Genomic DNA, 23366 nt, shown 5'->3' with positions numbered 1-23366 from the left:
GCCCCGTCAACCCCGAAACCGCTTCGTCACGTACCGTGTTCGGACCACCACCGGTTTGGGTACGTACCTCGGCGCGCCCGACCGCCGGGCACGAACCGAGCAGGAGACCCGACCGCCCATGGACCACAACCACATCCCCCCGACGGTACGCCGGACGTACGGTGCCGACGACCTCAGCACCGCCCCCTCCTTCGCGGGCGGATTCATCAACTTCGGTGACTGGCACGGCATCGACCTGACCGCCCCCAGCCCCGACGACCGGGTGCACAGCCAGGAGCAGCTCTACCGCCGGGTGCTGAACGCCTTCCCGGAGCCGCGCGAGCAACTGCTCCTGGCCGAGGTCGGCTGCGGCCGCGGCCTCGGCGCGGCCCTCGCGCTACGGGAGTTCCGCTTCGCCACCGTCACCGGCGTCGACATCCACCCCGACCAGATCGAACGCGCCCGCGCCGTCAACGCCCGCGCCCTGGCCACCTATCCCGACCGCCTCGCCTACACCCTCGGCTCCGCCGACCGGCTCCCCTTCGCCGACGCCTCCCTGGACGGCCTCTACTCCGTCGAAGCCGCCCAGCACTTCCGCGAACTCACCGGCTTCGCCCGCGAAGCCGCCCGCGTCCTGCGCCCCGGCGGCCGCCTCGTCGTCACCACCTTCTTCGCCGCCCCCGGCCCCGAGGTCGCCGAACGCCTCAAGATCCTGCTCGCCAGCTTCGCCGACGGCCTCGACGTCGCCCACCCCCTCGACGACTTCACCACCGACCTCACCGACGCCGGCTTCACCCCCGTCACCACCGAATCCATCGGCCCCGACGTCTGGCCCGGCCTCGACCGCTACCTCACCGACAACGTCCCCACCGACCACTGGACCCGCAACTTCCTCCCCGCCTGGCGCCACGGCCTCCTCGACTACCACCTCGTCACCGCCACCCGCACCTGACCGGCGGCCCGCCGCAACCCTCCCGGTCCCGGTCCCGGGCCCGTCCAGATCATCCAGGTCGTCCAAATCGTCCAGATCGCCCACGGACGGACCCGGGGCCGAAGGCGCCGCGGCCCGACGTCGACCCGCCCGCTCCCGGCCGGATTTCTTTTGCGGCGGCCGGGATCCAAAGCCCGCGGGCTTCTCCGTTGTTCGACCACACATCGCCCGGCACTCCGGGAAATACCCCCGCCCATGGATTCCGCCGGGGCTCACACATCCCGCGCGTCGGCTGCGGCGATGAGCGACAGCGGGACGGAAATCCCGTGCTGTCGGCACCAGTTGAGGGTGAGTGCGAGCGGAACGCCGCGCTCCGAACGCAGCCGGGCCAGCTCGACCGCCAGCTCGTCGGGGGTCGGGCGCCGAGCCAGGCAGCACAGGAAGCGCCGGTGGCCGGCCGCCACCACGCGGTCGAAGGCGGCGGTCTCACGCTCCACCAGGTAGCGGGCGGCCACCGAGACGGCGGGGAAGCCGTGGGCACCGCCCGCCAGCGCCACCAGGTCGGCCAGCCCGGCGACGGGAGCGCCGGCCAGCGCCATGGTGCCGGCCATCCGGCGCAGCAGCCGCCGGGTCGCGCGGGCCGGGCCGCGCGGGCCGGGGCCGAAGCCCGCGGCCAGCAGCAGCGCCACCGCGCGGGTGTGGTCGACGACCAGGCGCAGGGCCTGCCCGGGCGCGGGCAGGGTGAGGAGTTCGGGCAGCCGGGCGCCGACCGCCTCCAGCAGGCCGCGCAGGGGCGGCAGGTCGAAGGGGTCGGCCAGCCCGGCGGCGCCGCAGGACACCGCGTCCTCGGCGGCCAGGAACTCGAACACCGGCAGGCCGGTCGACCGCGCCGGCCGGGTGAACCGGCCGTCGCCCAGGTGGAGGTAGCGGCCGCAGAGGCAGTCGGGCGTGCAGGCCGGCGAGCAGGCCGGGCCGAGTTCGCAGTCCAGCGACAGCAGGACGCCGGGTGTCCCGTGCCTCCGGTGGGACGTGTCGGGCGGCGCCCCGGCGTCCGGGTCCTCGCCGGCCTGCGGGATGCCGAGGCGGGCCAGCGCAGCCCGGACCGGGTCGCCCTCCCGGCCCCGGTCGGCCAGCCGGCAGACCACGGCGTCCCGGTCCAGGCCGCAGGCCCACAGCGCCTCGAACACGTCGCCCAGGACGTCCTGGGGCAGGCGCGGGCCGACCCAGGCCGCGCTGAGCGTCCGCCGGGCGGTCAGCGGCACGGCCTCGGGCAGCGCGCCCAGCCGGCCCGTGTGGACGCCCCACTGGAGCGCGACGGAACCGCCCTCCCGGCGCAGGTCTCCGGACAGCGGCCCGTCGTCGGCGCCCAGGCTGCGCGGGTGATGCCGCCGGTACCCGGCGCCGGTGAGGGACTCGACGAACAGCTGAGCCGGCTCAGCCGTGTGCGCAATCATTCATCACATCACTCATGACTCGATTATTGACTGTCCAATACTGGCACCTTAACAGCTCTTCCGCACCCCGCTGCGAACTCCACCTCGGCGAAGGAATCGGGATACACCGGACACCCTGGGCAAATCGCCCGGATTGGAGATCATTGACAAGCGGAGTCACCGTTGTCATTATTCGGAGTGAAGTTCCTGTCAAGACATTCTTAGATCCGCGATCGGGGCCTTTTATGCTTCCCAAGCTCATAACCACGTCCGCCTTTCTGCTCGTCGCCGCCGTGCTGACCCTGTCCCCCGTGCAGAACAGAACCGCTTCGCTCGACAACGGGCACGCCCAGCGCACCGTGGCCGCGGGCATCTCGCCGGCGGACATCCCGCTCTGTTGTTGACGGGCAGCCGCCCCAGCACCTTGACGCACCCCCGCGAGTCGGGCCCAGACGCGCCGATGGGCGGCCCCGTCAACCGGGGCCGCCCATCGCGTCCGACTCCACGCCGGCCGGGTTCAGGAGAGGCCGGGCGCCGACTTCGCGACCTCGCCGACCAGAGTCCCGCGCCGGCCCATGCAGCGCATGCCCTGCCGGTACGCCCACACCGCGCGCTCCTCCTGGCCCGAGCGCTCCAACACCTCGGCCAGCTCCGCCCAGGCGAAAGCCGCCTGGCGCCCCGCCCCGGAAGCCTCCAAGGTCAGCGCGCCGCGCTCGTAGGCGAGCCGGGCCGCCTCCTCGTCGCCCTGCTCCAGGTGGGCGGCGGCCAGCACCAGCAGTGTCCGGGCCGTCTCCAGCCGGTGCTTGGGGCCGAGCAGGTCCAGCGCCCGGCGGGCGTGGCCGACGGCAGCCCCCGGGTGGCCCGAGAGCAGTTCGGCGCGGGCCATCGCCGTCTCGCAGTAGGCGATGTCGACGCTGCTGCCCTGGCTGGCCAGTACGTCGGCACTCTGCTGCAGCAGCCCCTTCACCGTGTCCACGTCCGGTTCGTCGGTCTGCAGCAGCACCGCCGCGTAGGTGTTGCGCAGCCGGGCCAGCGCCCGGTGGTTGTCGCCCTCCGAGTAGATCGCCAGCGCCCGTCGGATCAGCATCAGCGCGTCACCGGAGCGGCCGTTGCTGTGCGCGGCCACGCTGGCGTTCCAGTAGACGGCGCCGAGCGCCCTCGGGTCGCTCACCTCCTTGGCCTGCTCGATGCCGACGGAGGCGAGGTAGGCCGCGCGGTGCAGGTCCCCGCGCTCGCAGTGCAGCCCGACCAGGGTGGAGACCAGTTCCATGCCGACCACGGTGGGCGCCAGGTTGAGCTCCTGCACCTGGGCCAGCGTGGTTTCGGCCAGGTCGATGGCGTACGAGAGGTCGCCCAGTTCGCGGTAGCAGCGGCAGAGCGCCACGACCACGGCGAGCTGGGAGCCGCGGCTGTTCGCCTGCCGGGCCGAGGTCCGCAGCGCCTCGTAGCGCACCACGGCCTCCTCGAGCCGGCCGCTGTGCTCCAGCGCCGTGGCCACGCCCAGTTCGGCGGCCTCCGCGATCTCCTGCTCGCCCGACGCGGCGGCCTTGGCCTGCAGCTCCGTGTACGCCCGCAGCGCGCCGACGGCGTCGCCGGTGCGGAGCGTCATCTCCGCGTAGTGCAGTTCCAGCTCAAGGTCGCCGGTCTGGGCGCGCTCGACGAAACTCAGCAGGTTCGCCGGGTCGCAGGACAGCCGTTCGGCCAGCTGTTCCAGCACCGCGCTGGACGGATTGCGCTTGCCGGCTTCGAGCAGGGAGATGTAACTGGACGACAGATCGCCCCCCGCCAGATCCGCCTGCGACATCCCGGCCGCCCGGCGCAGTTGCCGGATGCGGGATCCGAGGCCCTGAAGATCCACCATGGCCACACCTCCTTGACTCTGCATGAAGACTAGCAGTTGACATCACCTGTCAAGGCAGGTTCCGGGCGACCGGGGACGACCCGGAGCGACCTTCTCCCCCGGGCCGCCCTTCACCCGGCCCCGGACAGCCGCGGGCGGCGGTCAGCCCTCCTTGACGGCGTGCAGCCGTAGGTAGCCGAAGCGTCCGCTGCGCAGGTTCCGGCCCGAGTCGCGGCAGAGCCGCTGATGGAAGAAGCGGCGGTAGACCTCCCGCTCCGGCCCCTCCGGCAGCCGCGACATCAGCTCGTCGGCGCGGTCGGGCAGCCGGTCCAGGGCGCGGACGACACCCTCGGTGATGTCGAGGTGGGCGACCACCCGCAGACCCGCCGCCGCCACCCGTGACAGCGGCAGGTCCACAGCCGGCCACTCGTCCGCGAGCAGCAGGTGCCCGCCGGGACGCAGGACCCGGGCCGCCTCGCGGAGGAAGCGGTCGGCGTCCGCCAGGCAGTGCACCGTCTCGACGGTGAGGACGGCGTCGAAGCTCCGGTCCGGGAACGGCAGGCGCTCGGCGTCGGCATCCCCGAAGGCCAGGCCCGGCACCCGGTGCACACGCCGGGCGAACGCGGTGCCGGTCCGTGCGTGGTCCACGCCGAGGATCGAACGCGGCCGGCGCGTCCGGGCGATGTACGCCGTGCCGCCGCCCCGGCCCGAGCCCACGTCGAGCACGTCGGCACCCGTGAGGTCGACCTGATCCGCCGTCAACTCGTAGTTCCTGGCGGCGAACCGCCACACCGGGTCGCCGTATCCGGACGGCTGGTCGGGCACGGGTGCGTCGTCGCAGTACCCGAGGTTCATGAAGGTGAACCAGTCGTCCGGGTAGAGCGCGGTCATCACCTCGTACTTCGCGCGGTAGAGCGCGGTGGCGTCCGGGGCGGCACCGGCCAGCACCCGGGCGGCCACCGTGCGGCAGTCCTGCGGCGCCGGCCAGGGCGCATGGGTCGCGTGGGCGCCGACGTGGTCGGCCACCCGCTGCCACACGTCGGCCCGGTCGGCGGGGAACCAGGTGAGCGCGTCGAACAGGTGCAGGGTCTGCTGCGCGTCCAGCGGCGCGAAGGAGTCCGGGCTGAGCGGCACGGTCATCGGGGGCCTCTCAGATCAGGAAGTCGTTGCCGGAGCGGCGCAGTCGGTAGGCCTGGACCCGCAGGCCCAGCACGGCCGCCAGCGCCCAGCCGATCCCGACCAGGGCCTCGGCCGCCGCGAGCCGCAGCACCTGGCCGGTGTCGGCGTTGTCCTGGACGGCGCGCAGCGCGGCGATGCCGTGGCTGATCGGCAGCACCGCGCCCGCCAGGGCCCGCGGGCCGCCGGCGGGCAGGGCGGCGAGCACGCCGCTGAAGGCCAGCACCAGGTAGGAGCCGAAGTTGGTCAGGAAGACGTCGGCACGACGACCCACCGCCACCACGGCGAGGGCGAGGCCGAAGCCGCTGGCGGTGAGCGCCATCAGCAGGTAGAGCGGCAGGGTGGCGGGCAGGTCGGTCAGCGGCTCGGTGCGTCCGGTGACCAACGCGACGACGGGCACCGCGAGCAGGGCGGCGACCAGCCCCTCGGCCGCGTAGACCACCCAGCGGGCGGCGACCAGGGCCGACAGCGGGAGTTCGGTCATCCGCAGCCGGTACAGGGTGCCCTGGAGCCGCTCGTTGATCAGCACGTCGGGCGCCTTGATCACGGTCGGCGACACGATGTTGAAGGCGGAGGCGCCCAGACCCGCGGCGAGCGCGCCGTCGGCGCCGCCGACGGCGCGTCCCAGCATGGTGAGGAAGACGACCTGCAGCAGGGCGCGCGGCAGCACCGCGCCGAGCAGGATCCGGGACGGGTAGTCGACCAGGTACTCGCGGACGCCGAGGCGTCCCGTTCTGGCCAGCGCGGGGAGGAGGTCAGAAGATCTCAAGGCTGCCCTCCTTGCGGGCACGGTGCAGGACGCGGCCGAAGGCGATTCGGGCCGCGAGGGCGTAGAGCAGTCCGGTGACCGGCAGCGCGCACCAGGGCAGCAGTCCGGACGGCCGGCCGGCCGCCGCGTCAGCGAGCAGGACGCTCAGCCAGTGCAGGCTCAGCCCGCCGGACACCGGTCGGGCCCAACCCGGCAGCGCGGCGAGCGGGATGAGCAGGCCGCCGACGATGAAGACCGGGTAGACCAGCGCCTCCGCCACCCGCAGGGCGGCCCGGGTCAGCAGGAAGAGGCAGGCGACCAGCAGGCCCAGCGGCAGGGTGGCCGCGAAGCCGAGTGCCAGCGCGGCGGTGAACTCCACGGGCCGGGCGACGGTCAGCGGGTGCCCGCTCAGCGCGGCGGAGAGGCTCACCGAGACCGTGATGACGGCGACCGAGAGGGTGGCCGAGGCGACCGACTTGCCGGTCAGGATCGGGCCGAGACCGCCCGGTCGCGAGCAGATGGCGGGCAGCGTGCCGGCCCACAGCTCGCGGCGCAGCACCATGCCGGCGTGCCACAGGGTGGCCGTCCAGGCGGAGAGCACGGCGCTGCCGAGCACCACCGCGTCGGGGTCCAGCCCGCCCCGGTGGTTGGCGGCCAGGGTGATGGTCACGTAGGTGGCGGGCTGGATGGCGGCGCCGACCAGCACGCTGAGCCAGGAGATGCCGCGGAACTGGAGGCGGAAGGCGGCTGCGGCCACCCGCCACCAGGGCGCGGGCGCGAGGTGGTTCACGCGGGACTCTTCACATCGTCGGCGAGTTCCATGAAGACCTGCTGCAGGCCGGAGGGCGCGACCCGGACGTCGGTGAGCTGCTGGTCCGGCCAGAGGTCGGCGAGGTGGCGCAGCGACTCGGGGGTCCAGGCGCGCACGTGCAGCTCCAACGACCAGCTGCTGGCGTGCTGTTGGAGCGTGCCGACGGAGGCGAGGCCGTCCAGCGCGACCGGCGGTTGCGGTGGCGCGGTGCCGCGGCCGGTGAGGGTGACCACGGCGGCGGTCTTGGCGCGCTCCAGCAGGCGGGGCAGCGGCAGGTCGTGCAGCACTCGTCCGTCGTGCAGGACGACGACGCGCTCGGCCAGTTGCTCGATGTCGTTGAGGTAGTGACTGGTGAGCAGGATGGTGGTGCCCTGGTCGCGCATCGCGGAGACCGCCGTGCGGATGTTCTCCGCCTCCGCCGGGTCCAGCCCGACCGTCGGCTCGTCGAGCAGCAGCAGTTCGGGGCGGGTGACCATGCCGATCGCCAGGTGCAGGCGCTGGCGCATGCCCTTGGAGTACGTCTCGACCGGGCGGTCCGCGGCGGGGCCGAGGCCGACGAACTCCACCGCCTGCTCGCAGCGGCGCGCGAGGTCGGGGCCCTTCAGTCCGGTGAGGGTCGCGAAGAAGCGCAGGTTGTCACGGGCCGACAGGCGCAGGTAGAGGCCGCGCTCGCCGCCGAGCACCAGGGAGAGCCTGCGCTGGACCTCCCGGGGGCGGCGGGCCACGTCGTGGCCGCAGACCCGGACGGTGCCGCCGGTGGGCAGCAGCAGTGTCGAGATGATCTTCAGCAGGGTGCTCTTGCCCGCGCCGTTCAGGCCCAGCAGACCCACGAGTTCACCCGGTCCGACCGTCAGGTCCACACCCTTGAGCGCCTGGACGGTGCCCTGCCGGGAGCGGAAGGAGCGCGACACCCCGGCGACCTGGAGGACCGGCGCGGACTGGCCAGTTCCGGATGCCATCAGAATCCTTAATGCTGGAGAATTCAGGAACCGATTGTTGGCCGGGCTGCCGGCGGGAATTCCCGCCGACAGCCCGGCCTGACTATGAAAGTCAGATGGTCTCGGCCATCATGGCCGCACCCAGAACGATGTCGAGCTCGTCGTTGGTGAGCAGCTCGGCGATCTCGCGGGAGATGTTCATCTCTTTCCCTCTTTCATCAGGGGGAGCCGGTCGGCCCCCATGACTAGAACTCTAGACTTCGATGTCAGTTCGAGTCAATGCATCGAGTCAACTTCTCTCCGGCAAGTTTTCCGGGGCAGCCTCCGGCGGGGCCGCCAGGACGTTCAGGCCGGCGGTGTCCCGACCGGAGGCGAGGACCACGGCGTGCCCGGGGAAGTGCGGGCGCACCCGCACCGCGGGCACCGTGAAGCGGACGGCCAGGCCGACCCGCTCCGCCCCCGACACATTGGGTCCGGAGGCGTGCAGCGCCCGGTCGGTGAAGACCACGCACTGCCCCGGCCGCAGCGGGACCGCCACGGCGCTGTCGGTGTCCACCACGTCGTCGCCCACCAGCAGGGTGGCCCGCCGCCCGGCGCCCGAGGGCGCGGCCGGCAGCACCGTTCCGGGCCCCGGCACGAACCGCAGGCATCCGCTCTCCTCCGGCACCTCGCTGATCGCGATCCAGAACGTGAAGGCCAGCGGCGGCTCCAGGCCATAGGCCTCCCCCGGCGCGAAGACCCCGCCCCAGTCCTGGTGCCACCCGAACGCCGGGCCCTCGGAGGCCTTGACGATGAAGGTTGACCGCCACAGCAGCAGGTCCTCGCCGTACAGCGAGCGCGCCACCGCCAACAGCGCGGGGTGGGTGCACAGGCGGTGCACGGCCGGGGCGTCCAGGTGGCGCGACTCGACGTACGGGACCGGGGAGCCGCCCCGCCGGCGGGCCATCAGGTCGGCGAGCCGGCCGCGCGACTGCTCGGCGTCGGGCGCGGGGGCCCGGCCCGGGGTCTCCAGCACCGCGTCGAGTTCGGCGCGCAGCCCGGCCATCTCTTCCGGGGTCATCAGGGTGAGCGGACCGAGGAATCCCTGGTCGCGGAACAGATCCCGCTGCTGGGCGTCCAGCGGCTGGTGAATTGTCAAAATTCCTCCTCCTACGTGGACGAACGAGTTGTCACCAGTGGGTGATGACACCTTCGAGGATGCTGTCCTTGACGGCGGCGAGGTTCTCGAAATACTCCTGCTCGTCGCGCTCCCCGGCGGCCAGGGGGGACTCCTCCGGGGCCGCTTCGGCGCCTTCCACGGACCCGGTTGGCAGATTTTCGTCGTGCGTCATTCGCTACTCCTTGTACACGCCGGACAGGGGCCAGCGCGGGTGCGCGGCCTGGCGAAGCTATCTTATGACTCGAATAGTGACAAGCTTGACTGCACGTGATATCAACTCAGTCATGAATGCGCTGAAGGTCCGTGCCACTCCCGGGCGCACGGGCGGACTGGTCATCGGGCAGGGTGGCACCGGGGAGCTCGCCCGCCGCTACGCCGAAGCACTCAAGCGGCCCTTCCTCGCCGTGGCGGACACGGATCAGGCGCTGCGGGCCCTCGACCTGGCGGCGGAACGGGGCGACTCGGCCTTCGTGCTGCCGGCGGAGGAGGAGCTCGGCTTCCACGAGGTCAACGCGCTGATGGGGCGCGGCCGCGAGCTCAACCTCCCGGTCGGCGTGCTGCCGCTGCCCGCCGACCGGACCGAGGCCGCCGAACTGGTGGTCCGGGCGGCGGCCCTGCACGCCCCCACCCCCCGTCACCGCCACCGGTCGCTCTACTACACCGACTTCCGCCGCACCCCGCCCGCCGATCGGCCGGGCGTCTACGGCTCCGCGCAGTCCGGTGAGTTCATCGAACAACTCCGTTCCGGCGCCGAGGCCGTGGTGCTGCACAGCCACGGGAACGGCGCCGACTTCCGGGTCGGCGAGCACGTGCTCTGCCTCCAGGTCGACCGGCTCAAGCCCGCACCCGCGCAGGCCGGGGAGCGATTCCTGCCCTGCCAGGGCGGCGGGCCGTGCCGGCTGGACCACAAGAGCGGCTTCCGGGCCTTCCACGGCGCGCAGGCCGTACGCGCCCGGCTGCTCGTCCTGCTCTCCTGCTCCGCCTACCAGCCGCACGACGGTCTGCTCGGTGCGCGGTTCCAGCTCTCCCAGCGACTGCTGCGCGGTGCGCATGTGGCGGGCGTCGTCGCCTCCACGCGGATCAACCACGGAACCCCGCAACTGGGCGTGGCCGTGGCCCAGTTGCTGCAGGAAGGGGCCTCGCTGGGCGAGGTCGCGCTGCGCGTGAACCGGCTGTCCGCACAGGGGCCGGCCTCGTACGTCTGCCTGGGCGACCCGGACCTCGTACTGCCGCCGGCCGACGCCGCCGAGCGGCCCGACCGGGCCCCGGCCGCGGCCGCCGCCCCGGCGCGCCCGACCACGGCCACCAACCGGCCGGCCACCGCCCCTGCGCGCGCCGCCACCGCCCCCGCACGCGCCGCGGCCCGCCCGTGGCAGTCCACCGTCGACCTGCTGTTCGCGGCCGAGTTCGCCGCCGCGACCGACTCGGCGCTGCTGAGCGGTCGGTTCGCCGAGGCGGCCGTGGCCTCGATGCGGGCCCCCGTGAACGCGACCGAACTGGACACCGCGCTGCTGCGGCTCCTGGCCGCCGCGCCGGAGGACGCCTGGCAGCAGCTCTGCCGGCCCACCGGCTCGCGGCCCGACGGCCATTGCCCCGCGTGCGGCGGCCCGGCCACCGAGACCGAGTACGCCGCCGTGCTGCACCCCGCCTACCGGCGCACGGTGCGCCGCTGCGCGGTGCACGGCCTGCTCAGTGACACCCCCGCCGGCCCGGCGGACGTCCCGCTCGACGCCCGTCACCACCACGCCGACGGGCTGGTCCGCTGGGACCCCGGGCAGCTGTCCGGGTGGTGCACCACGGTGGGCCGGGGCGGGGGCGCGGGCCGGTCCCCGGCGCCGGTTCCGGCCGGAACGGGCAGCCAGCACCTGCCGGAGCCGACCGGGGAGGGCGTGACGCTCTGCCACGCCGCGGCCGGTGCCTTCTCACGCGTCCGGGTCTTCACCGGCGCTCCAGGACAGGACGGACAGCATGACTGAGCAGAGCCTGGACCGGGCCGCCCGGCACGTGCTCCAGGCCGTCATGGTCCGGGCCGCCGTCGCCGGCGGCGACTACCCGGCGATGACCGGACGCCGACTCGCCGGCCAACTCGACCTGCGGGCAAGGGCGGAGGCCGCCGGTAACCCGGTCGAGCGGGCCGACGCCGGTGACCGCGCGCTGTGCGCCTTCCTCGCCACGATCCTCAGCCGCCGCGGCCCCGACGTGCACGACTACCTCACCGGCGCCTTCGGCTACCGCCCCGAGCGCGCCACCGGACTGCGGCACCACTGCGGCCGGGAGCTGCTGGGGATCGAACTGGTGCCGCACTGGGCCCCGTCCCGGCCACGCGAGCTGTACATCTGCGAGCGCTGCGGCCCGGCCTACAGCCTCCCGCACGGCTTCGCCCCGCCCAGCCGGCTGCTGGTCGGCCCGACCGCGCTCCGGGTGGAGTTCAACGCCCCTCTGGCGCAGCGCAGTTGGTTTGCCGCCAGTCGCCAGCCGATCGGCGGCCACCCCGAGCACCCCCTGCTCCCCCGCGCGCTGGCGCCCGGCGCCGAGGCGCTGGAGGTCCGGATCCCCACCGCCGCCGGCCCGGGCCTGCGCCGCTTCGCCGCCGCCCTGGTCGTCGACGGCGACTACGCGATCTTCCAAGTACCGGACACGATATGAAGGGTGGCGCCGACGCCATGGAAGAACTGAAGCAACGCCATCCCAAGGAACACCGGGACGGCACCCACCGCGCCCGGCCGCCGGCCGAGACGCTGGCCGACTTCGGCTCCCGGATGGGGCAGTTCGGCATCACCCGGCTGGCCAACATGACCGGCCTGGACTGGCTCGGCATCCCGGTCTACAACGCCATCCGCCCCAACTCCCGTTCGCTGTCGGTCTCCCAGGGCAAGGGCGTGGACCACGCCGCGGCCGCCGTCTCGGCCCTGATGGAGTCGATCGAGTGCTGGCACGCCGAGTTCTTCGACGGACCGCTGCGCCATGACTCGTACCAGAACCTGCGCCGCCGGCTGCCCGTCCTGGACATCCACCAACTGCCGCTGCGCGGCGGCCTGGACACCACCGGCACGGGTTCGCGCGAGACGCCCGCCCGCTCGACGCTGCGCACCGACCTGCCGCTGCTGTGGACCGAGGGCCACGAGCTGATGGGCGGCGAGCCGATCTGGCTGCCGCACGAGAGCGTCATGCTGAACAAGGTCGGCCTGGACTACGCCTCGACCACCTTCCGGGTCAGCTCCAACGGCCTGGCCTCGGGCAACAACCTGGTCGAGGCCACCATCCACGGCATCTGCGAGCTGGCCGAGCGCGACGCGCTGACCATGTGGTGGCAGAGCCTGCGCGAACGCTCCGACGTCGAGGCCGCCAAGCTTGATCCGGCCACCATCGACGACCCCGGCTGCCGGGGCCTGCTGGACGCCTTCGCCGAGGGCGGCCTGGAGGTCGCCGTCTGGGACGTCACCTGCGACACCGGCATCCCGGCCTTCCAGGCCTGCGCGGTGGAGCGGGCCGACCGGGTGGCCTGGCGCTCCTTCGGCGCCTGCTGGGGCTACGGCGCCCACACCTCCCCCACCGTGGCGCTCTCCCGTGCGCTGACCGAGGTCGCGCAGAGCCGGGTCACCGTCATCGCGGCCAGCCGGGACGAGAACTTCCGCACCATGTACAACGCGCAGAACAGCGCCAAGACGCTGGCCCGCACCCGCGAGGTGTTCTTCGCCCGCCCCGGTACCCGGCCGTTCGACCCGACCACCGGGATCGACAACCCGACCCTCAACGAGGACCTGGACGCGGTGCTCGAACGGCTGCGCAAGGTCGGCGTGGAGCAGGTGGTCGCGGTCGACCTCAGCAAGCCGGAGGTCGGCATCCCCACCGTCAAGGTCGTCGTGCCGGGCCTGGAGCACTACTCCCTGTTCATCGGCTACACCCCCGGTCCGCGCGCCACCGCGCGCCTGGCCCGCGCTCGGAAGGAATCCGCATGAGCGTCTACGTCTTCCTCGGCCCGAGCCTGCCCGTCGAGCGGGCCCGTGAGGTGCTGGACGCCCACTACCTGCCGCCGGTCAGCTGCGGGGACGTGACCGAGCTGGTCCTGGACCGCGAACCGCCCACCGTGATCGGCATCGTCGACGGGCTGTTCGAGCAGGTCCCGGCGGTGTGGCACAAGGAGATCCTCTTCGCGATGAGCCGAGGGGTCCGGGTGGTGGGCGCGTCCAGCATGGGTGCGCTGCGCGCCGCCGAGCTGCACGCCTTCGGCATGGACGGCGTCGGCAGCGTCTTCGAGGACTTCCGGGACGGCCGGCTCACCGACGACGACGAGGTGACCATCGTCCACGCGCCGGGCGAGGACGGCTACCGTCCGCTGTCGGAAGCGATGGTCAACCTGCGGGCGGGCCTGGCCGGCGCCCTGCGGGCGGGGGCGATCGGAGCGGCCACGCACGACACCCTGCTGGCGGCGGCCAAGCGCACCTTCTACCCCGACCGCTCGTGGGGCCAGGTGTACGTGGACGGCCGCAAGGCGGGCTTGCCGCAGGCCGAACTCGACGCCCTGCGGGACCACGTGCGCAGCACCCGGCCGGACGCCAAGCGGGACGACGCGCTCGCACTGCTGGCCCGGATCCGCGACCTGGTCGCCGAGGGCGTCCAACCGCCGGTCTGCGAATTCGACTTCGAGCCCACGTACTACTGGGAGAAGTTGCTGCGCACGGTCCGCCAGCAGCGCGGCGAGCGGGCGATGGAGCAGGCGCTGGGCGTCCCGGCCGCCGCCGCGCTGGCCCGACTGGCCGAGCAGCAGCCGGAGGTGGCCTCGGCCGCGCTGCTGGACACGCTGGTGCGGCGGGAGGCCGAGCACCTCGGCGTACTGGTCCCGGACGAGATCAGGGCCAGGCACGCCGAGGAGGGCGGCGCGCTGCGCGAGGTGGTCTCCGGCCACCTGCGCGGGGACCTCAGCGGCCCGGTGCTGCGGGAGCTGGAGCGGCGCGGCCTGCTGGACGCGGCCCGGGCGGGGCTGGCGGCCGGCCCGGACGCCCCGGAGTCCGGCGGCCCGCAGCCCGCCGTTCCACTGCCTTCCGGGCGCCGCGAATGATTCTTGACAAGGAAATATGACAACCATAAACTCAGAATATGACTAGGCCTTAGCGGTCTTTCCTCTTCCGTGACGTCCACCGGAATCCACACCACTCCCGAAAGGGCTCGCATGACGCTCAGCATCGACGAAAACCGCCGGCTCACCGAGGTAGGCCCGGGCACGCCGATGGGCGACCTGCTGAGCCACTACTGGATGCCGGTGGCCGTCTCGGTCGGGTGGGAGCCCGGCCAGGTCCGCCCGGTCGAACTGCTCGGCCGGCGCTTCGCGCTCTTCCGCCGGACGGACGGCAGCTGGTCGATGCTCGACGAGCGCTGCCCGCACCGCGGCACCTCGCTGGCGTTCGGCATGGTCGAGGAGCGCGGCCTGCGCTGCCCGTACCACGGCTGGCTCTTCAGCGGCCAGGGCGCCTGCCTCGACCAGCCGAACGAGGACCCGTCGCTGGGCTTCAAGGACCGGGTCACCCAGCCCGCCTACCCCGTGCGCGAGCTGGGCGGCCTGGTGTTCGCCTACCTGGCCCCGGGGACGCCGCCCGAGCTGCCCAGGTTCGACCTCATGGTGGAGACCGACGTCGACGTCTCCATCCGCACCGCCGTGATCGACTGCAACTGGCTGCAGATCGTCGAGAACGGCCTGGACCCCGTCCACCTGGAGTGGCTGCACGGCCACTTCGCCAACCACCAGAACCGGCAGTCCGGCAACGAGGACCTGTACGAGGTCGCCCACCACGAGGAACTCGGCTTCGACACCGACGACCTGGGCATCGTCAAGCGCCGCCTGCTGACCGAGCAGGACCGGGCCGAGGAGGACTGGGCGGTCGGACAGCTGGTGCTCTTCCCCGCCGCGATGTACGTCAGCAACCGCAACTTCCGCTCGCTGCAGTTCCGGGTCCCGCTGGACGACGTCCGCACCTGGCACATCTGGTACGAGGTGCGCGGCCGGGGCGCGGCGGCGCCGGCCCCCGGCGCCGAGATCCGCTTCCCGGGGCGGCCGGGTGCCGGGCGCGGCTCGGACGACGACACTGCCACCGGCACCCGCTACCACCTCTCCGAGGCCGAGATCAAGCACGCCGACGGCTCGTTCAACCTCGACACCATCGACGGGCAGGACGTGATGGCCTGGGTCACCCAGGGCGCGATCGCCGACCGCACCCGCGAGCGGCTCGGCGGCGCCGACCGGGGCATCACCCTGCTGCGCCGACTGCTCTTCGAGCAGCTGACCGCCGTCGAGCAGGGCCTGCGCCCGCGCTGGTCCGACCTGGGCGCGGACGTCATCGCGATGCCCCGCCGCACGCAGAGCCGCCCGATTCTCAGTGAACTCACCTGAGACCGACCGGTCCCACGTGCCTGTTCAGCCCCTGTCCCGCAACCCGAGGAGTCCCGCCGTGAGTCAGCTGTTCCGTCCCGAAGAGCACATCGAGAACGTCCTGGAGGGCGTGCGCCGCACCATGTTCGACGACTCCGGGCTGCGCCTGGAGGACATCACCGGCGTGCCCGGTGCCAGCGGCCGCACCGCCGCCGGACTGCCGATCGGCGTCGACCGGATCATCATGCAGCCCGGCACCGCCTTCCCGCTGCACGTCCACGAGGGCGCCCACCTGCTGTACGTCCTGAACGGCCTGGGCGCGCTGCACATCGACGGCAAGGACTACGTGCTGCGCACCGGGGACTCGATCTACGTGCCGGCCGACTACCCGCACGGCGTCCAGGGACCGGTCAACGACGAGGAGCTGGAGTTCCTCGCGTTCGGCGTCCCGCACCACCCGATCGACTCGCACACCCGCATGACCATCGTGCGCGAGGAAGAGGCGGTCATGGAGGTGCTGTCCAAGTGAGCACCCTCCCCCTGCCCGTCCCCGACGGCCCGGCCCACCTGCCCCTGCGCTGGGACGGCGGCGAAACCCCGTTCGTCCTGTGGCACTTCGACTTCGGCGACGGCAACCGTTGGGTGGCGGCCTACACCGGCGAGCTGCACAGCGACGAACCGATGCCGCTGCGCATCGAGTCCGCCTGCATCTTCGGCCACGTGCTGCGCTCGGCCCAGTGCGACTGCGGCTACCAGCTGGAGCAGGCCATGGACAGCTTCGCCCGCAGCGGGCGCGGCCTGCTGCTCTACGGCGTCGACCAGGACGCCCGCGGCCTGGGCATCGCCGCGCACTTCGCGATCTACGCGATGCGCCAGCAGGAGAACCTCGACACCGACGCCGTGTACGCGCGCCTGGACGCCCCCGTGGACGCCCGCAGCTACGAGCCCGTGGTGGCGATCCTGCGTCATCTCGGCGTCCCCTCGGTGCAGTTGCTCAGCAACAACCCGCGCCGCGAGGCGTTCCTGCGCGAGGCCGGCTTCGAGGTCGAACTCGCCGCTCTGGAAGCCCCGCTGGACATCCACAACATGAGCACCCTGATGCTGGAGAAGGAGGACCTGGGCTACCGCTGGTCCTTCGAGACGCACGCCGACTGGCTGCAGCCGCTCCAGGACGCGGTCGCCGGCGAGCCCGAGCGCTCGGTGGCCTGCCTGGCGGTGCCCGGCGGCGGCAACGCCGGGACCCCGCTGGCCCAGGTCGACAGCACCGACTGGGACCTCGCCCGGCGCCTGGCGGCCGCCGCCCCGGGGTCGGCCCCGGCCGGCACCCCGGTGGTCTACCTCACCGACCTGCCCCGCGCGGACGACCTCGCGGTGTACGCGGGCCTGGGCGCCGCCGCCGTCGTGGTGCCCTTCGCCGACCTGCCCGAGCCGCTGCGCGAGGCGGCCGCCGCCGCCGGTCTGCGGCTGGTCGACTGGGAACGCCGCAACGCCTACCGCGCGCCCCGGCCGCAGTGGCGCCTGGAGCACCGGCTGCCCGGCCTGGACGTCTACGGCCGCGAGGGGCACCTCCGCCTGGTCGCCACCGACTCCTCCGACTCCACCGCGGCCCACCGGGCGGTGCGCGCCGACATCGAGCGCGAGCCCGCCCGCTACGGCACCCTGACCCGCACCGGCGACGGCTGGTTCGAGCTGGCCCCGGCCCCCGGTGCGCTCGACGCCGTCCTGACGCCGCGATGACCGGCACCACCCGGGCGGTCAGCCGGGCCGAGGGGCTCGCGCTGACCGACCGGGACGCACTGCTGGTCGACACCGCCCTCGCGGCGCCGGACGGCATGCGCCGCTTCGTCACGATGAACCCGTTCCACTTCGACCCGCACTGGCGCATCCCGGTCCCCGGCCTGGACGTCGTCTCCTGCTCGGTCGAGAGCGTCTGGCAGTCGCTCAAGCTGGTCGACGGCGCCACCGACCTCACCCTGCTGACCCGCCCGGCCGTCAAGCGCCCCACCGAGGACCAGCGCGCCGCCGGGTTCGACTACCCGGCCTCCACGCTCAGCTACGCGGGCACCGAGATCGACCTGGTCACCGCCCGGTACGCGGTCTACCTGCCCACGTACCTGCACCTGCTCGACCGGCTGGTGCCGGACGCGGTGCTGGACGAGCTGCGCGCGGCCCTGGACCGGGGCCGGGACGTCGTCTTCTACGACTGGGACGACAACACCGACATCGAGGACGCCCGGACCTCCTTCAGCCACTCCGCCGTCCTGGCCGCCTGGTTCGGCGGCCGGATCGAGGAGCTCACCGGCCGCCTGGACCGGTGGCGGGCGCTGCACCCGGACTCGGCGCACTGCCTGAACGCCGACCTCCCCCTGGACCGCTATCTGCGGTTCCACCAGTACTGAAAGGTTGCGGGCCATGCACCTCCCCCGACGACTCGCCGGCTCCCTGTACTGGCAGGAGCAGCGACTGCGCGGCAGAGCAGGCGTCAAGGAGCGCCTCCAGTGGCTGCGCGCCAACCAGGAGCGGACGCCCGCCGAGATCGCGGAGCTGCAGTTCGACAAGCTCCGCGCCACCGTCCGGCACGCCTACCGCACCGTCCCGTACTACCGCCGGGTGATGGACGAGCGCGGCATCCGGGACCTGGAGACGGCGGCGGACCTGCGCAAGCTGCCGCTGCTCACGCGCGACGTGCTGATCAGGGAGCAGGAGCAGCTGGTCTCCTCGGAGGCCGACCGCGCCACCCTGCAGACCAACTACTCCTCCGGCTCGACCGGCCGGCGCGCGCAGTTCCAGCAGGACGCCGACTTCCGGATGTGGATGCGCGCCCACCAGCTGCGCACCTACGAGTGGTGCAGCGGCTGGAAGCTGGGGGACCCCTTCGTACTGCTGTGGGGCTCGGAGATCTACTGGTCGTTCAAGCAGCTGGTCGACCGGGCCGAGAACCTGCTCTCCAACCGCCGGGAGTTCAACACCTTCCGCCTCTCCCCGCAGCTGGTCACCTCGGTCACCGACGAACTGGTGCGCTTCCAGCCCGCGCTGGTCAGCACCTACTCCAACGCGATGCACCTGATCGCCAAGGAGGCCGAACGGCGCTCGCTGCGGATCCCGGGCCTGCGCGCCGTCCAGGGCACCTCCGAGCCGCTGCCGCCCGCACTGCGCGAGACCATCGCCCGGGTGCTGGAGTGCGAGGTGTACGACAAGTACGGCATGCGCGAGACCAACATCGTCTCGCACGAGCAGCCCGGCGGCGGGGCGATGCTGATCCAGGCCGAGAACGTCTTCGTGGAGTTCCTGGACGAGAACGACGAGCCCTGCGCGGACGGCCGGACCGGCCGCATGGTGCTCACCACCTTGAACAACAGCTCGATGCCGCTGATCCGTTACGAGACCAGCGACCTCGCGGCGCCGCTGCCGGCGAGCGCCGCCACCAGCCTGCCCTACCCCGCGATGACCTCGGTCGCCGGGCGCCTCCAGGACCTGATCGTCACCCCGAGCGGCGACCACGTGGACGCGTACCTCTTCTCGTACCTGTTCATGCGCTTCCCCGAGGTGCACTGGTTCCAGGTCGTGCAGAGCGAGCCGCACCGGCTCGCGGTGAAGGTCTACACCCCGCAGGGGCTCAGCCGGCAGACCACCGAGACGCTGACCGAGCGCATCCACCACCACACCGGCTTCCCGTTCGAGATCGACTTCGAGTCGCTGGACCGGATGCCGGAGTCCTCCACGGGCAAGTTCCGGCTCTGCGTCTCCGAGCTCGGCGCGGCCGCCACCACCGGGGGTCCCCATGCCCGAGCTTGACCCCACCGGGGTACTGCCCTGGGACGACGCCGCGCTGCCCGCGCCGCCCGCGCCCGTCCCGCCGACCCTCCCCTGGGAGCCCGCGCGCGGCGGCGCCAAGGTGGTGGCGCTGACGGACGCCGCCGAACCGCACCGCGAGGGCTTCGACCTCGGCCGTTTCGCCACCTGGCTGCGCGACGCCGACGTGCTGGACCAGGGGCCGATCGAGCTGCCCGGCGCGACCGTCACCCTGCCCTACGGCATGCGGATCATCCGCCGCTTCAACGACGTCGTCGCCGGCGCCTGCGAACAGGCCGGCTTCGAGGAATTCGACTACCCGATGCTGGTGCCCGACTCGGTGCTGGAGCCGACCCGGGAGATCATGCCGCTGAAGGGCTCACTGCTCTACGCCGGCAGCGACGAGGACTGGGCGGCCGGACGCAAGCGGATGGTGCTGACGCCCACCGGCGAGGGCGCGGTCTACTCGCACTGGGCGAAGATGGTCCGCAGCCGCCGCGACCTGCCGATCCGGGCCTACCGCAAGGCCCGGTACTTCCGGCCCGCGCGCGCCGGGCGCAGCGTGTTCCGGGCGATCGAGGCCCAGGACATCTACGAGTTCCAGGCCTGCTACGCCGACCGGGCCGACGCCCTCGAAGGCTTCGAGCAGGCGACGGTGATGGCCCGGAAGGTCGGCGATCGGCTGCACGTCCCGGTGCTGTGGTCGACCCGCCCGCCGTGGACCAACAACACCCAGGTCTCCGACCGGACCATCGGCGGCGACGTCGCACTGCCGCACGGCGCGACCCTCCAGGTGGGCTGCCTGTACGACCAGGCCCAGCGGTTCTCCCGGCTCTACGGGGTCGGTTTCCGCGAGGGCGCCGAGCAGGTCTTCACTCACCACGTGACCGGCGCGCTCACCCGCAGGCTGGTGCTCACCCACCTGATGCTCGGCATGGACAGCGAGGGCGAGCTGCTGCTCCACCCCGACCTGGCTCCGGTCCAGATCGCCCTCACCCTCGCCGGCGACGATACCCAGGAGCTCGCCGACGCACGGGAGTTGGCCGCACGGCTGACCGCCCGCGGGGTGCGCTGCGAGCTGCGGACCGAGCCGGACCGCCGGGCCGTCGGCCGGCTGCACAAGCGCTGGCGGCGCCAGGGCGTGCCGCTGCGGGTCTACCTCCAGGCCCGCCGCGACGCCGGTGACCGCACCCGGGCCGTGGTGGTGCGCGCGGACACCCGGGAGGAGGCCGTGCTGCTGCCGGCCGAACTGACCGCGCTGGCCGATGTGCTGCCGGGCGCGCTGGCCGAGGTCGGCAACGGATACCTGCGGCGCGCCTGGGGCTTCGCCCAGCGCCAGTGCCGGACCGCCGACAGCGCGAGCGTGCGGCAGATCCTGACCGAACGCGCCGTCGCCGTGGCGCCGTTGGAGGCGAGCGAGGAGGCGGTGGACGCGGTGTCGCAGTGGCGGCTCGGCGAAGTACTGGGGTTCCGCCGGGCTCCGCGGCCGGCGCCGTGCGTCGTCACCGGCCGCACCGTGACGACCGTCGCCTACCTCTCCCCGCGCACATGAGCGCGCCGGGGGGTAGCGCGGGCGGCGTCGGCACGGAGCTGGAGGTGGAGGTGGATTCCGAGGTGACGACGGTGACGGCGGTGACGGCGGTGACGACCGAGCCCGCCCGGGTGCGGGTGGTGGTGATCACCGGCGCGCCGGGGGCGGGCAAGACCGAGACCGGTCGGCGCCTGGTGCGCCGCTACCGGGTCCCGGCCGCGCTGATCGACACCGACGCCGTCGCCGACGTCTACCCCTGGCAGGCCGACGAACGGCTCTACGCCGTGCTCGGGCGCAACCTGCGCGCCTGCCTGGACTCCTACCTGGAGTGGGGCGCGCGGGTCGTGGTGCTGAGCGGCGTCATGCTGCCCGGCCGGACCCTGGACCAGTTCGCCGACCTGCTCGCCGATCCCCGCCTGGAGTGGGTCTTCTACGGGCTGCGCGCGCGGCCCGAGCAGCTGGCCGAGCGGATCCTGGCCGACACCAAGGTGCAGGAGGCGGACGGGCGGCTGTCCTGGAGCCACCTGGACGAGGAGGTCGCCGCCGTGCCCGGCGTCCGGCAGGTGGAGACCGGCGCGCTGACGGCGGCGCAGGTGGTCGACGCGATCGCCGCGGCCGAGGCCGCCGACCTGCCGCCGGGCACCCTCACGACGCCCGCCCCGGCCGGTGCGGCGGCCGGCACCACACCGGGCGTCACCGAAGGCACCCCTGCCGCGACGGACAGCACGCCGACGGACCCGCGGCCCGTGACACCGGTCAGCGCCGCGGACGCACGGGCGGCGTGCACGGCCGCGCTGGCCGGGGCCGGCTTCCCGCCGCCCGTCGCCGAACAGGCCGCCGCCGAACTGGTCGCGGCCGAGACCGACGGCCAGCCCTCGCACGGCCTGTTGCGCGTCCCCGAGTACGTCGCCGCGGTGGCGACGGGCGAGCTCGTCCCCACCGCCCGCCCCCGGGTGCACCGCACCGGTGAGCGCGCGGTGCTGGTGGACGGCGGCCGGGCACCGGGCGTCCTGGTACGCCGGCTGCTGACCGCCGAGCTGGCCCGGGCCGCCCACGGCGGACCGGTGGTGGTGGGGCTGCGCAACTCCGGGCACCTGGGCCGACTGGCCCCGCTGGGCCGCGAGGTCGCCGACCAGGGGCTGGTGCTGCTCGGCTTCGTCAACTTCTGCGGCGCGGGCCGCAAGGTCGCGCCGGCCGGCGGCACCGACGGCCGCTGGGCGACCAACCCGCTGCTGCTGGCCTGTCCCGCACCGCCGGGCGCGCCGCTGGTGGTGGACATGAGCACCAGCGCGGCCGCCGAGGGCGTCGTCCGCGCGGCGCTGCTGGCGGGCACCGAGGTGCCGCCCGGCCTGCTGATCGGCACCGACGGTGCGTCCGTCACCGACCCCCGGCTGCTCTACACCGAGCCGCCGCGCGCCGCACTGGCGCCGCTGGGCGGTGTCGCCGGGCACAAGGGCCACGCGCTGGCCGCCCTGGTCGAGACGCTGGCGGGCGCGGTGGCCGGCGCCGGGCACGCGGCCGCGCCGCAGGGTCCGGGCAACGGCGGGCTGTTCGTCGCCTTCCGGGTCGACGCGCTGGGGCGCTCCGGCGCCTCGGTCGGCGCGGCGGTCGGCGCCCTCGAACAGCACCTGCTGGCCGGCCCGCGCGTGGACGACGAGCGGGCGCCGCGGCTGCCCGGCCGGGCGGTCCGCCGGACGGACGCCCCCGACCTGCTCACCCCGCCGACCGCTCTGTGGCAGCGGATCCGGCACCTCGCCTCCACCGACCCGACGAAAGGGATCGCACCGTGTCCCACCCCCTGCTGAGCCCGGTCCCCAGCCTCGCCGAGGCGGTCGACGGGTCCTCCGGTCCGGCACTCGGCCTCTTCCTGCTGAGCGGCAGCAGCCTGCTCGCCGAGCTGTGCGGCACCCTCCCCCTGCAGTGGGTGGTGCTGGACATGGAGGCGTCGGCGATGTCCAAGCAGGACGCGCTGCACATGCTCCAGGCGCTCACCGGGTCGTCCTGCGCGCCGATCGTGCGCGTCCCCTACCTGAACCACCATCTGATCGAGCACGCGCTCGACGTGGGCGCCGCCGGGGTCATGGTCCCCAAGGTGGACACCCCGGAGGCGGCCGCCGCGGCCGCTGCGGCCTGCCGCTTCCCGCCGGAGGGGCAGCGCGGCATCAACCCGGTGCGGGCGTCGGGCTACTTCGCCGACGTCGCGGGCTACCTCGCGAAGGCCAACGCGCGGACCTCCTGCGTGGTGCAGATCGAGTCCGCGCTGGCGGTCGAGAACGCCGACGCGATCGCGGCCACTCCCGGCGTCGACGCGCTCTTCCTCGGGATGGGCGACCTGGCCTGTGCGCTCGGGCAGCCCGGGGTGATGACCGGACCCGCGATGGACGAGGCTCGCGCCGCCGTCCTTCGCGCCGCCCGAGCCCACGGCAAGCAGGCCGGGATCTTCGCCTACGCGCCGGAGCTGGCCCGCGCCTACGCCGCCGAGGGCTTCGAGCTGATCGCCTTCGGCAACGAGGTCAAGCTGCTGCGCGACGCGATCCTCTCGGGCATCGACTCGCTGGCCTCCTGAAGGCCGAACGCCGATGGTCCCGACCGCGGTCCCGACGAGATCCGCAACACCATGATCGCCTGGGTCAAGGCCAAGGGCGTCATCGACCCCGCCGACTT

The 23366-nt window shown here is 73.4% G+C and carries 21 protein-coding genes; 13 read left to right on the top strand and 8 right to left on the bottom strand.

The window, feature by feature from the left end; translation table 11 throughout:
- The first annotated feature begins 118 nt into the window (after positions 1-118).
- Positions 119-931 carry a class I SAM-dependent methyltransferase gene (locus ABTY61_RS02775; protein WP_350503101.1) on the top strand — a complete coding sequence of 271 codons (813 nt, stop codon included), beginning with the start codon at positions 119-121 and terminating at the stop codon, positions 929-931.
- A 251-nt stretch (positions 932-1182) separates the two neighbouring features.
- Here the strand turns inward: ABTY61_RS02775 and ABTY61_RS02770 are convergent, their stop codons facing one another.
- The 8 genes from ABTY61_RS02770 to ABTY61_RS02735 all read right to left on the bottom strand — a co-directional run bounded on the left by ABTY61_RS02770 (position 1183) and on the right by ABTY61_RS02735 (position 9187).
- Positions 1183-2364 (bottom strand): alanine--tRNA ligase-related protein, encoded by a 1182-nt coding sequence (locus tag ABTY61_RS02770; protein WP_350503100.1) that lies wholly within the window; start codon positions 2362-2364, stop codon positions 1183-1185.
- Positions 2365-2860: 496 nt separating this feature from the next.
- A complete protein-coding gene (locus ABTY61_RS02765) occupies positions 2861-4204 on the bottom strand; it encodes a helix-turn-helix domain-containing protein (RefSeq protein WP_350503099.1) in 1344 nt (447 codons plus the stop codon).
- Positions 4205-4345: 141 nt separating this feature from the next.
- Entirely contained in the window at positions 4346-5323 is a 978-nt protein-coding gene (locus tag ABTY61_RS02760; RefSeq protein ID WP_350503098.1) for a class I SAM-dependent methyltransferase, read from the bottom strand.
- A 10-nt stretch (positions 5324-5333) separates the two neighbouring features.
- Entirely contained in the window at positions 5334-6128 is a 795-nt protein-coding gene (locus tag ABTY61_RS02755) for an ABC transporter permease (protein ID WP_350503097.1), read from the bottom strand.
- Positions 6115-6897, bottom strand: coding sequence for an ABC transporter permease (locus ABTY61_RS02750; RefSeq protein ID WP_350503096.1), 783 nt, complete (start codon positions 6895-6897; stop codon positions 6115-6117). The genes ABTY61_RS02755 and ABTY61_RS02750 overlap by 14 nt, the downstream gene beginning before the upstream one ends.
- Positions 6894-7877, bottom strand: coding sequence for an ABC transporter ATP-binding protein (locus tag ABTY61_RS02745; RefSeq protein ID WP_350503095.1), 984 nt, complete (start codon positions 7875-7877; stop codon positions 6894-6896). Before ABTY61_RS02745 ends, ABTY61_RS02750 begins: the two co-directional genes overlap by 4 nt.
- 268 nt (positions 7878-8145) lie before the next feature.
- Positions 8146-8994 carry a phytanoyl-CoA dioxygenase family protein gene (locus ABTY61_RS02740; protein WP_350503094.1) on the bottom strand — a complete coding sequence of 283 codons (849 nt, stop codon included), beginning with the start codon at positions 8992-8994 and terminating at the stop codon, positions 8146-8148.
- A gap of 31 nt (positions 8995-9025) precedes the next feature.
- A complete protein-coding gene (locus tag ABTY61_RS02735; RefSeq protein WP_350503093.1) occupies positions 9026-9187 on the bottom strand; it encodes a hypothetical protein in 162 nt (53 codons plus the stop codon).
- A 112-nt stretch (positions 9188-9299) separates the two neighbouring features.
- On the opposite strand from ABTY61_RS02735, the gene ABTY61_RS02730 reads away from it, so the two are divergent.
- The 12 genes from ABTY61_RS02730 to ABTY61_RS02675 all read left to right on the top strand — a co-directional run bounded on the left by ABTY61_RS02730 (position 9300) and on the right by ABTY61_RS02675 (position 23268).
- Positions 9300-10991, top strand: a complete 1692-nt coding sequence (locus ABTY61_RS02730; RefSeq protein ID WP_350503092.1) for a hypothetical protein — start codon at positions 9300-9302, stop codon at positions 10989-10991.
- Positions 10984-11661, top strand: coding sequence for a hypothetical protein (locus tag ABTY61_RS02725; protein ID WP_350503091.1), 678 nt, complete (start codon positions 10984-10986; stop codon positions 11659-11661). The genes ABTY61_RS02730 and ABTY61_RS02725 overlap by 8 nt, the downstream gene beginning before the upstream one ends.
- A 17-nt stretch (positions 11662-11678) precedes the next feature.
- On the top strand, positions 11679-12974 hold the full coding sequence (locus tag ABTY61_RS02720; protein ID WP_350503090.1) for a YcaO-like family protein: 1296 nt from the start codon (positions 11679-11681) through the stop codon (positions 12972-12974).
- Positions 12971-14074: a TfuA-like protein gene (locus ABTY61_RS02715; RefSeq protein WP_350503089.1), complete on the top strand. Its 1104-nt coding sequence runs from the start codon at positions 12971-12973 to the stop codon at positions 14072-14074. Before ABTY61_RS02720 ends, ABTY61_RS02715 begins: the two co-directional genes overlap by 4 nt.
- Positions 14075-14185: 111 nt before the next feature.
- Entirely contained in the window at positions 14186-15400 is a 1215-nt protein-coding gene (locus tag ABTY61_RS02710) for a Rieske 2Fe-2S domain-containing protein (protein WP_350503088.1), read from the top strand.
- Positions 15401-15458: 58 nt separating this feature from the next.
- Positions 15459-15908: a cupin domain-containing protein gene (locus ABTY61_RS02705; protein ID WP_350503087.1), complete on the top strand. Its 450-nt coding sequence runs from the start codon at positions 15459-15461 to the stop codon at positions 15906-15908.
- Complete coding sequence (locus tag ABTY61_RS02700) at positions 15905-17116, top strand: GTP cyclohydrolase II (protein WP_350503086.1); 1212 nt, start codon at positions 15905-15907, stop codon at positions 17114-17116. Before ABTY61_RS02705 ends, ABTY61_RS02700 begins: the two co-directional genes overlap by 4 nt.
- Positions 17113-17778, top strand: a complete 666-nt coding sequence (locus ABTY61_RS02695) for a DUF6939 family protein (RefSeq protein WP_350503085.1) — start codon at positions 17113-17115, stop codon at positions 17776-17778. The genes ABTY61_RS02700 and ABTY61_RS02695 overlap by 4 nt, the downstream gene beginning before the upstream one ends.
- Positions 17779-17791: 13 nt before the next feature.
- A complete protein-coding gene (locus tag ABTY61_RS02690; protein ID WP_350503084.1) occupies positions 17792-19174 on the top strand; it encodes a phenylacetate--CoA ligase family protein in 1383 nt (460 codons plus the stop codon).
- On the top strand, positions 19161-20723 hold the full coding sequence (locus ABTY61_RS02685; RefSeq protein WP_350503083.1) for a hypothetical protein: 1563 nt from the start codon (positions 19161-19163) through the stop codon (positions 20721-20723). The genes ABTY61_RS02690 and ABTY61_RS02685 overlap by 14 nt, the downstream gene beginning before the upstream one ends.
- A gap of 44 nt (positions 20724-20767) precedes the next feature.
- Complete coding sequence (locus ABTY61_RS02680) at positions 20768-22507, top strand: Ldh family oxidoreductase (RefSeq protein ID WP_350503082.1); 1740 nt, start codon at positions 20768-20770, stop codon at positions 22505-22507.
- Entirely contained in the window at positions 22489-23268 is a 780-nt protein-coding gene (locus tag ABTY61_RS02675) for an HpcH/HpaI aldolase family protein (RefSeq protein ID WP_350503081.1), read from the top strand. The genes ABTY61_RS02680 and ABTY61_RS02675 overlap by 19 nt, the downstream gene beginning before the upstream one ends.
- The last annotated feature ends 98 nt before the right edge of the window (positions 23269-23366 follow it).

It is taken from the genome of Kitasatospora sp. NPDC096128 (genome assembly GCF_040303105.1).
In the GTDB taxonomy this organism is placed as follows: Bacteria; Actinomycetota; Actinomycetes; order Streptomycetales; family Streptomycetaceae; genus Kitasatospora.
Note: the sequence above shows the minus strand (reverse complement) of the source record. Positions and strands in the feature narration are given on the sequence as shown.

What these genes read in the sequence shown, in the direction of transcription:
- ABTY61_RS02775 (WP_350503101.1), top strand. Translation starts at nt 119, where the DNA reads ATGGACCACAACCACATCCCCCCGACGGTACGCCGGACGTACGGTGCC.
- ABTY61_RS02770 (WP_350503100.1), bottom strand. Translation starts at nt 2,364, where the DNA reads ATGATTGCGCACACGGCTGAGCCGGCTCAGCTGTTCGTCGAGTCCCTC.
- ABTY61_RS02765 (WP_350503099.1), bottom strand. Translation starts at nt 4,204, where the DNA reads ATGGTGGATCTTCAGGGCCTCGGATCCCGCATCCGGCAACTGCGCCGG.
- ABTY61_RS02760 (WP_350503098.1), bottom strand. Translation starts at nt 5,323, where the DNA reads ATGACCGTGCCGCTCAGCCCGGACTCCTTCGCGCCGCTGGACGCGCAG.
- ABTY61_RS02745 (WP_350503095.1), bottom strand. Translation starts at nt 7,877, where the DNA reads ATGGCATCCGGAACTGGCCAGTCCGCGCCGGTCCTCCAGGTCGCCGGG.
- ABTY61_RS02735 (WP_350503093.1), bottom strand. Translation starts at nt 9,187, where the DNA reads ATGACGCACGACGAAAATCTGCCAACCGGGTCCGTGGAAGGCGCCGAA.
- ABTY61_RS02730 (WP_350503092.1), top strand. Translation starts at nt 9,300, where the DNA reads ATGAATGCGCTGAAGGTCCGTGCCACTCCCGGGCGCACGGGCGGACTG.
- ABTY61_RS02725 (WP_350503091.1), top strand. Translation starts at nt 10,984, where the DNA reads ATGACTGAGCAGAGCCTGGACCGGGCCGCCCGGCACGTGCTCCAGGCC.
- ABTY61_RS02720 (WP_350503090.1), top strand. Translation starts at nt 11,679, where the DNA reads ATGGAAGAACTGAAGCAACGCCATCCCAAGGAACACCGGGACGGCACC.
- ABTY61_RS02715 (WP_350503089.1), top strand. Translation starts at nt 12,971, where the DNA reads ATGAGCGTCTACGTCTTCCTCGGCCCGAGCCTGCCCGTCGAGCGGGCC.
- ABTY61_RS02710 (WP_350503088.1), top strand. Translation starts at nt 14,186, where the DNA reads ATGACGCTCAGCATCGACGAAAACCGCCGGCTCACCGAGGTAGGCCCG.
- ABTY61_RS02695 (WP_350503085.1), top strand. Translation starts at nt 17,113, where the DNA reads ATGACCGGCACCACCCGGGCGGTCAGCCGGGCCGAGGGGCTCGCGCTG.
- ABTY61_RS02690 (WP_350503084.1), top strand. Translation starts at nt 17,792, where the DNA reads ATGCACCTCCCCCGACGACTCGCCGGCTCCCTGTACTGGCAGGAGCAG.
- ABTY61_RS02685 (WP_350503083.1), top strand. Translation starts at nt 19,161, where the DNA reads ATGCCCGAGCTTGACCCCACCGGGGTACTGCCCTGGGACGACGCCGCG.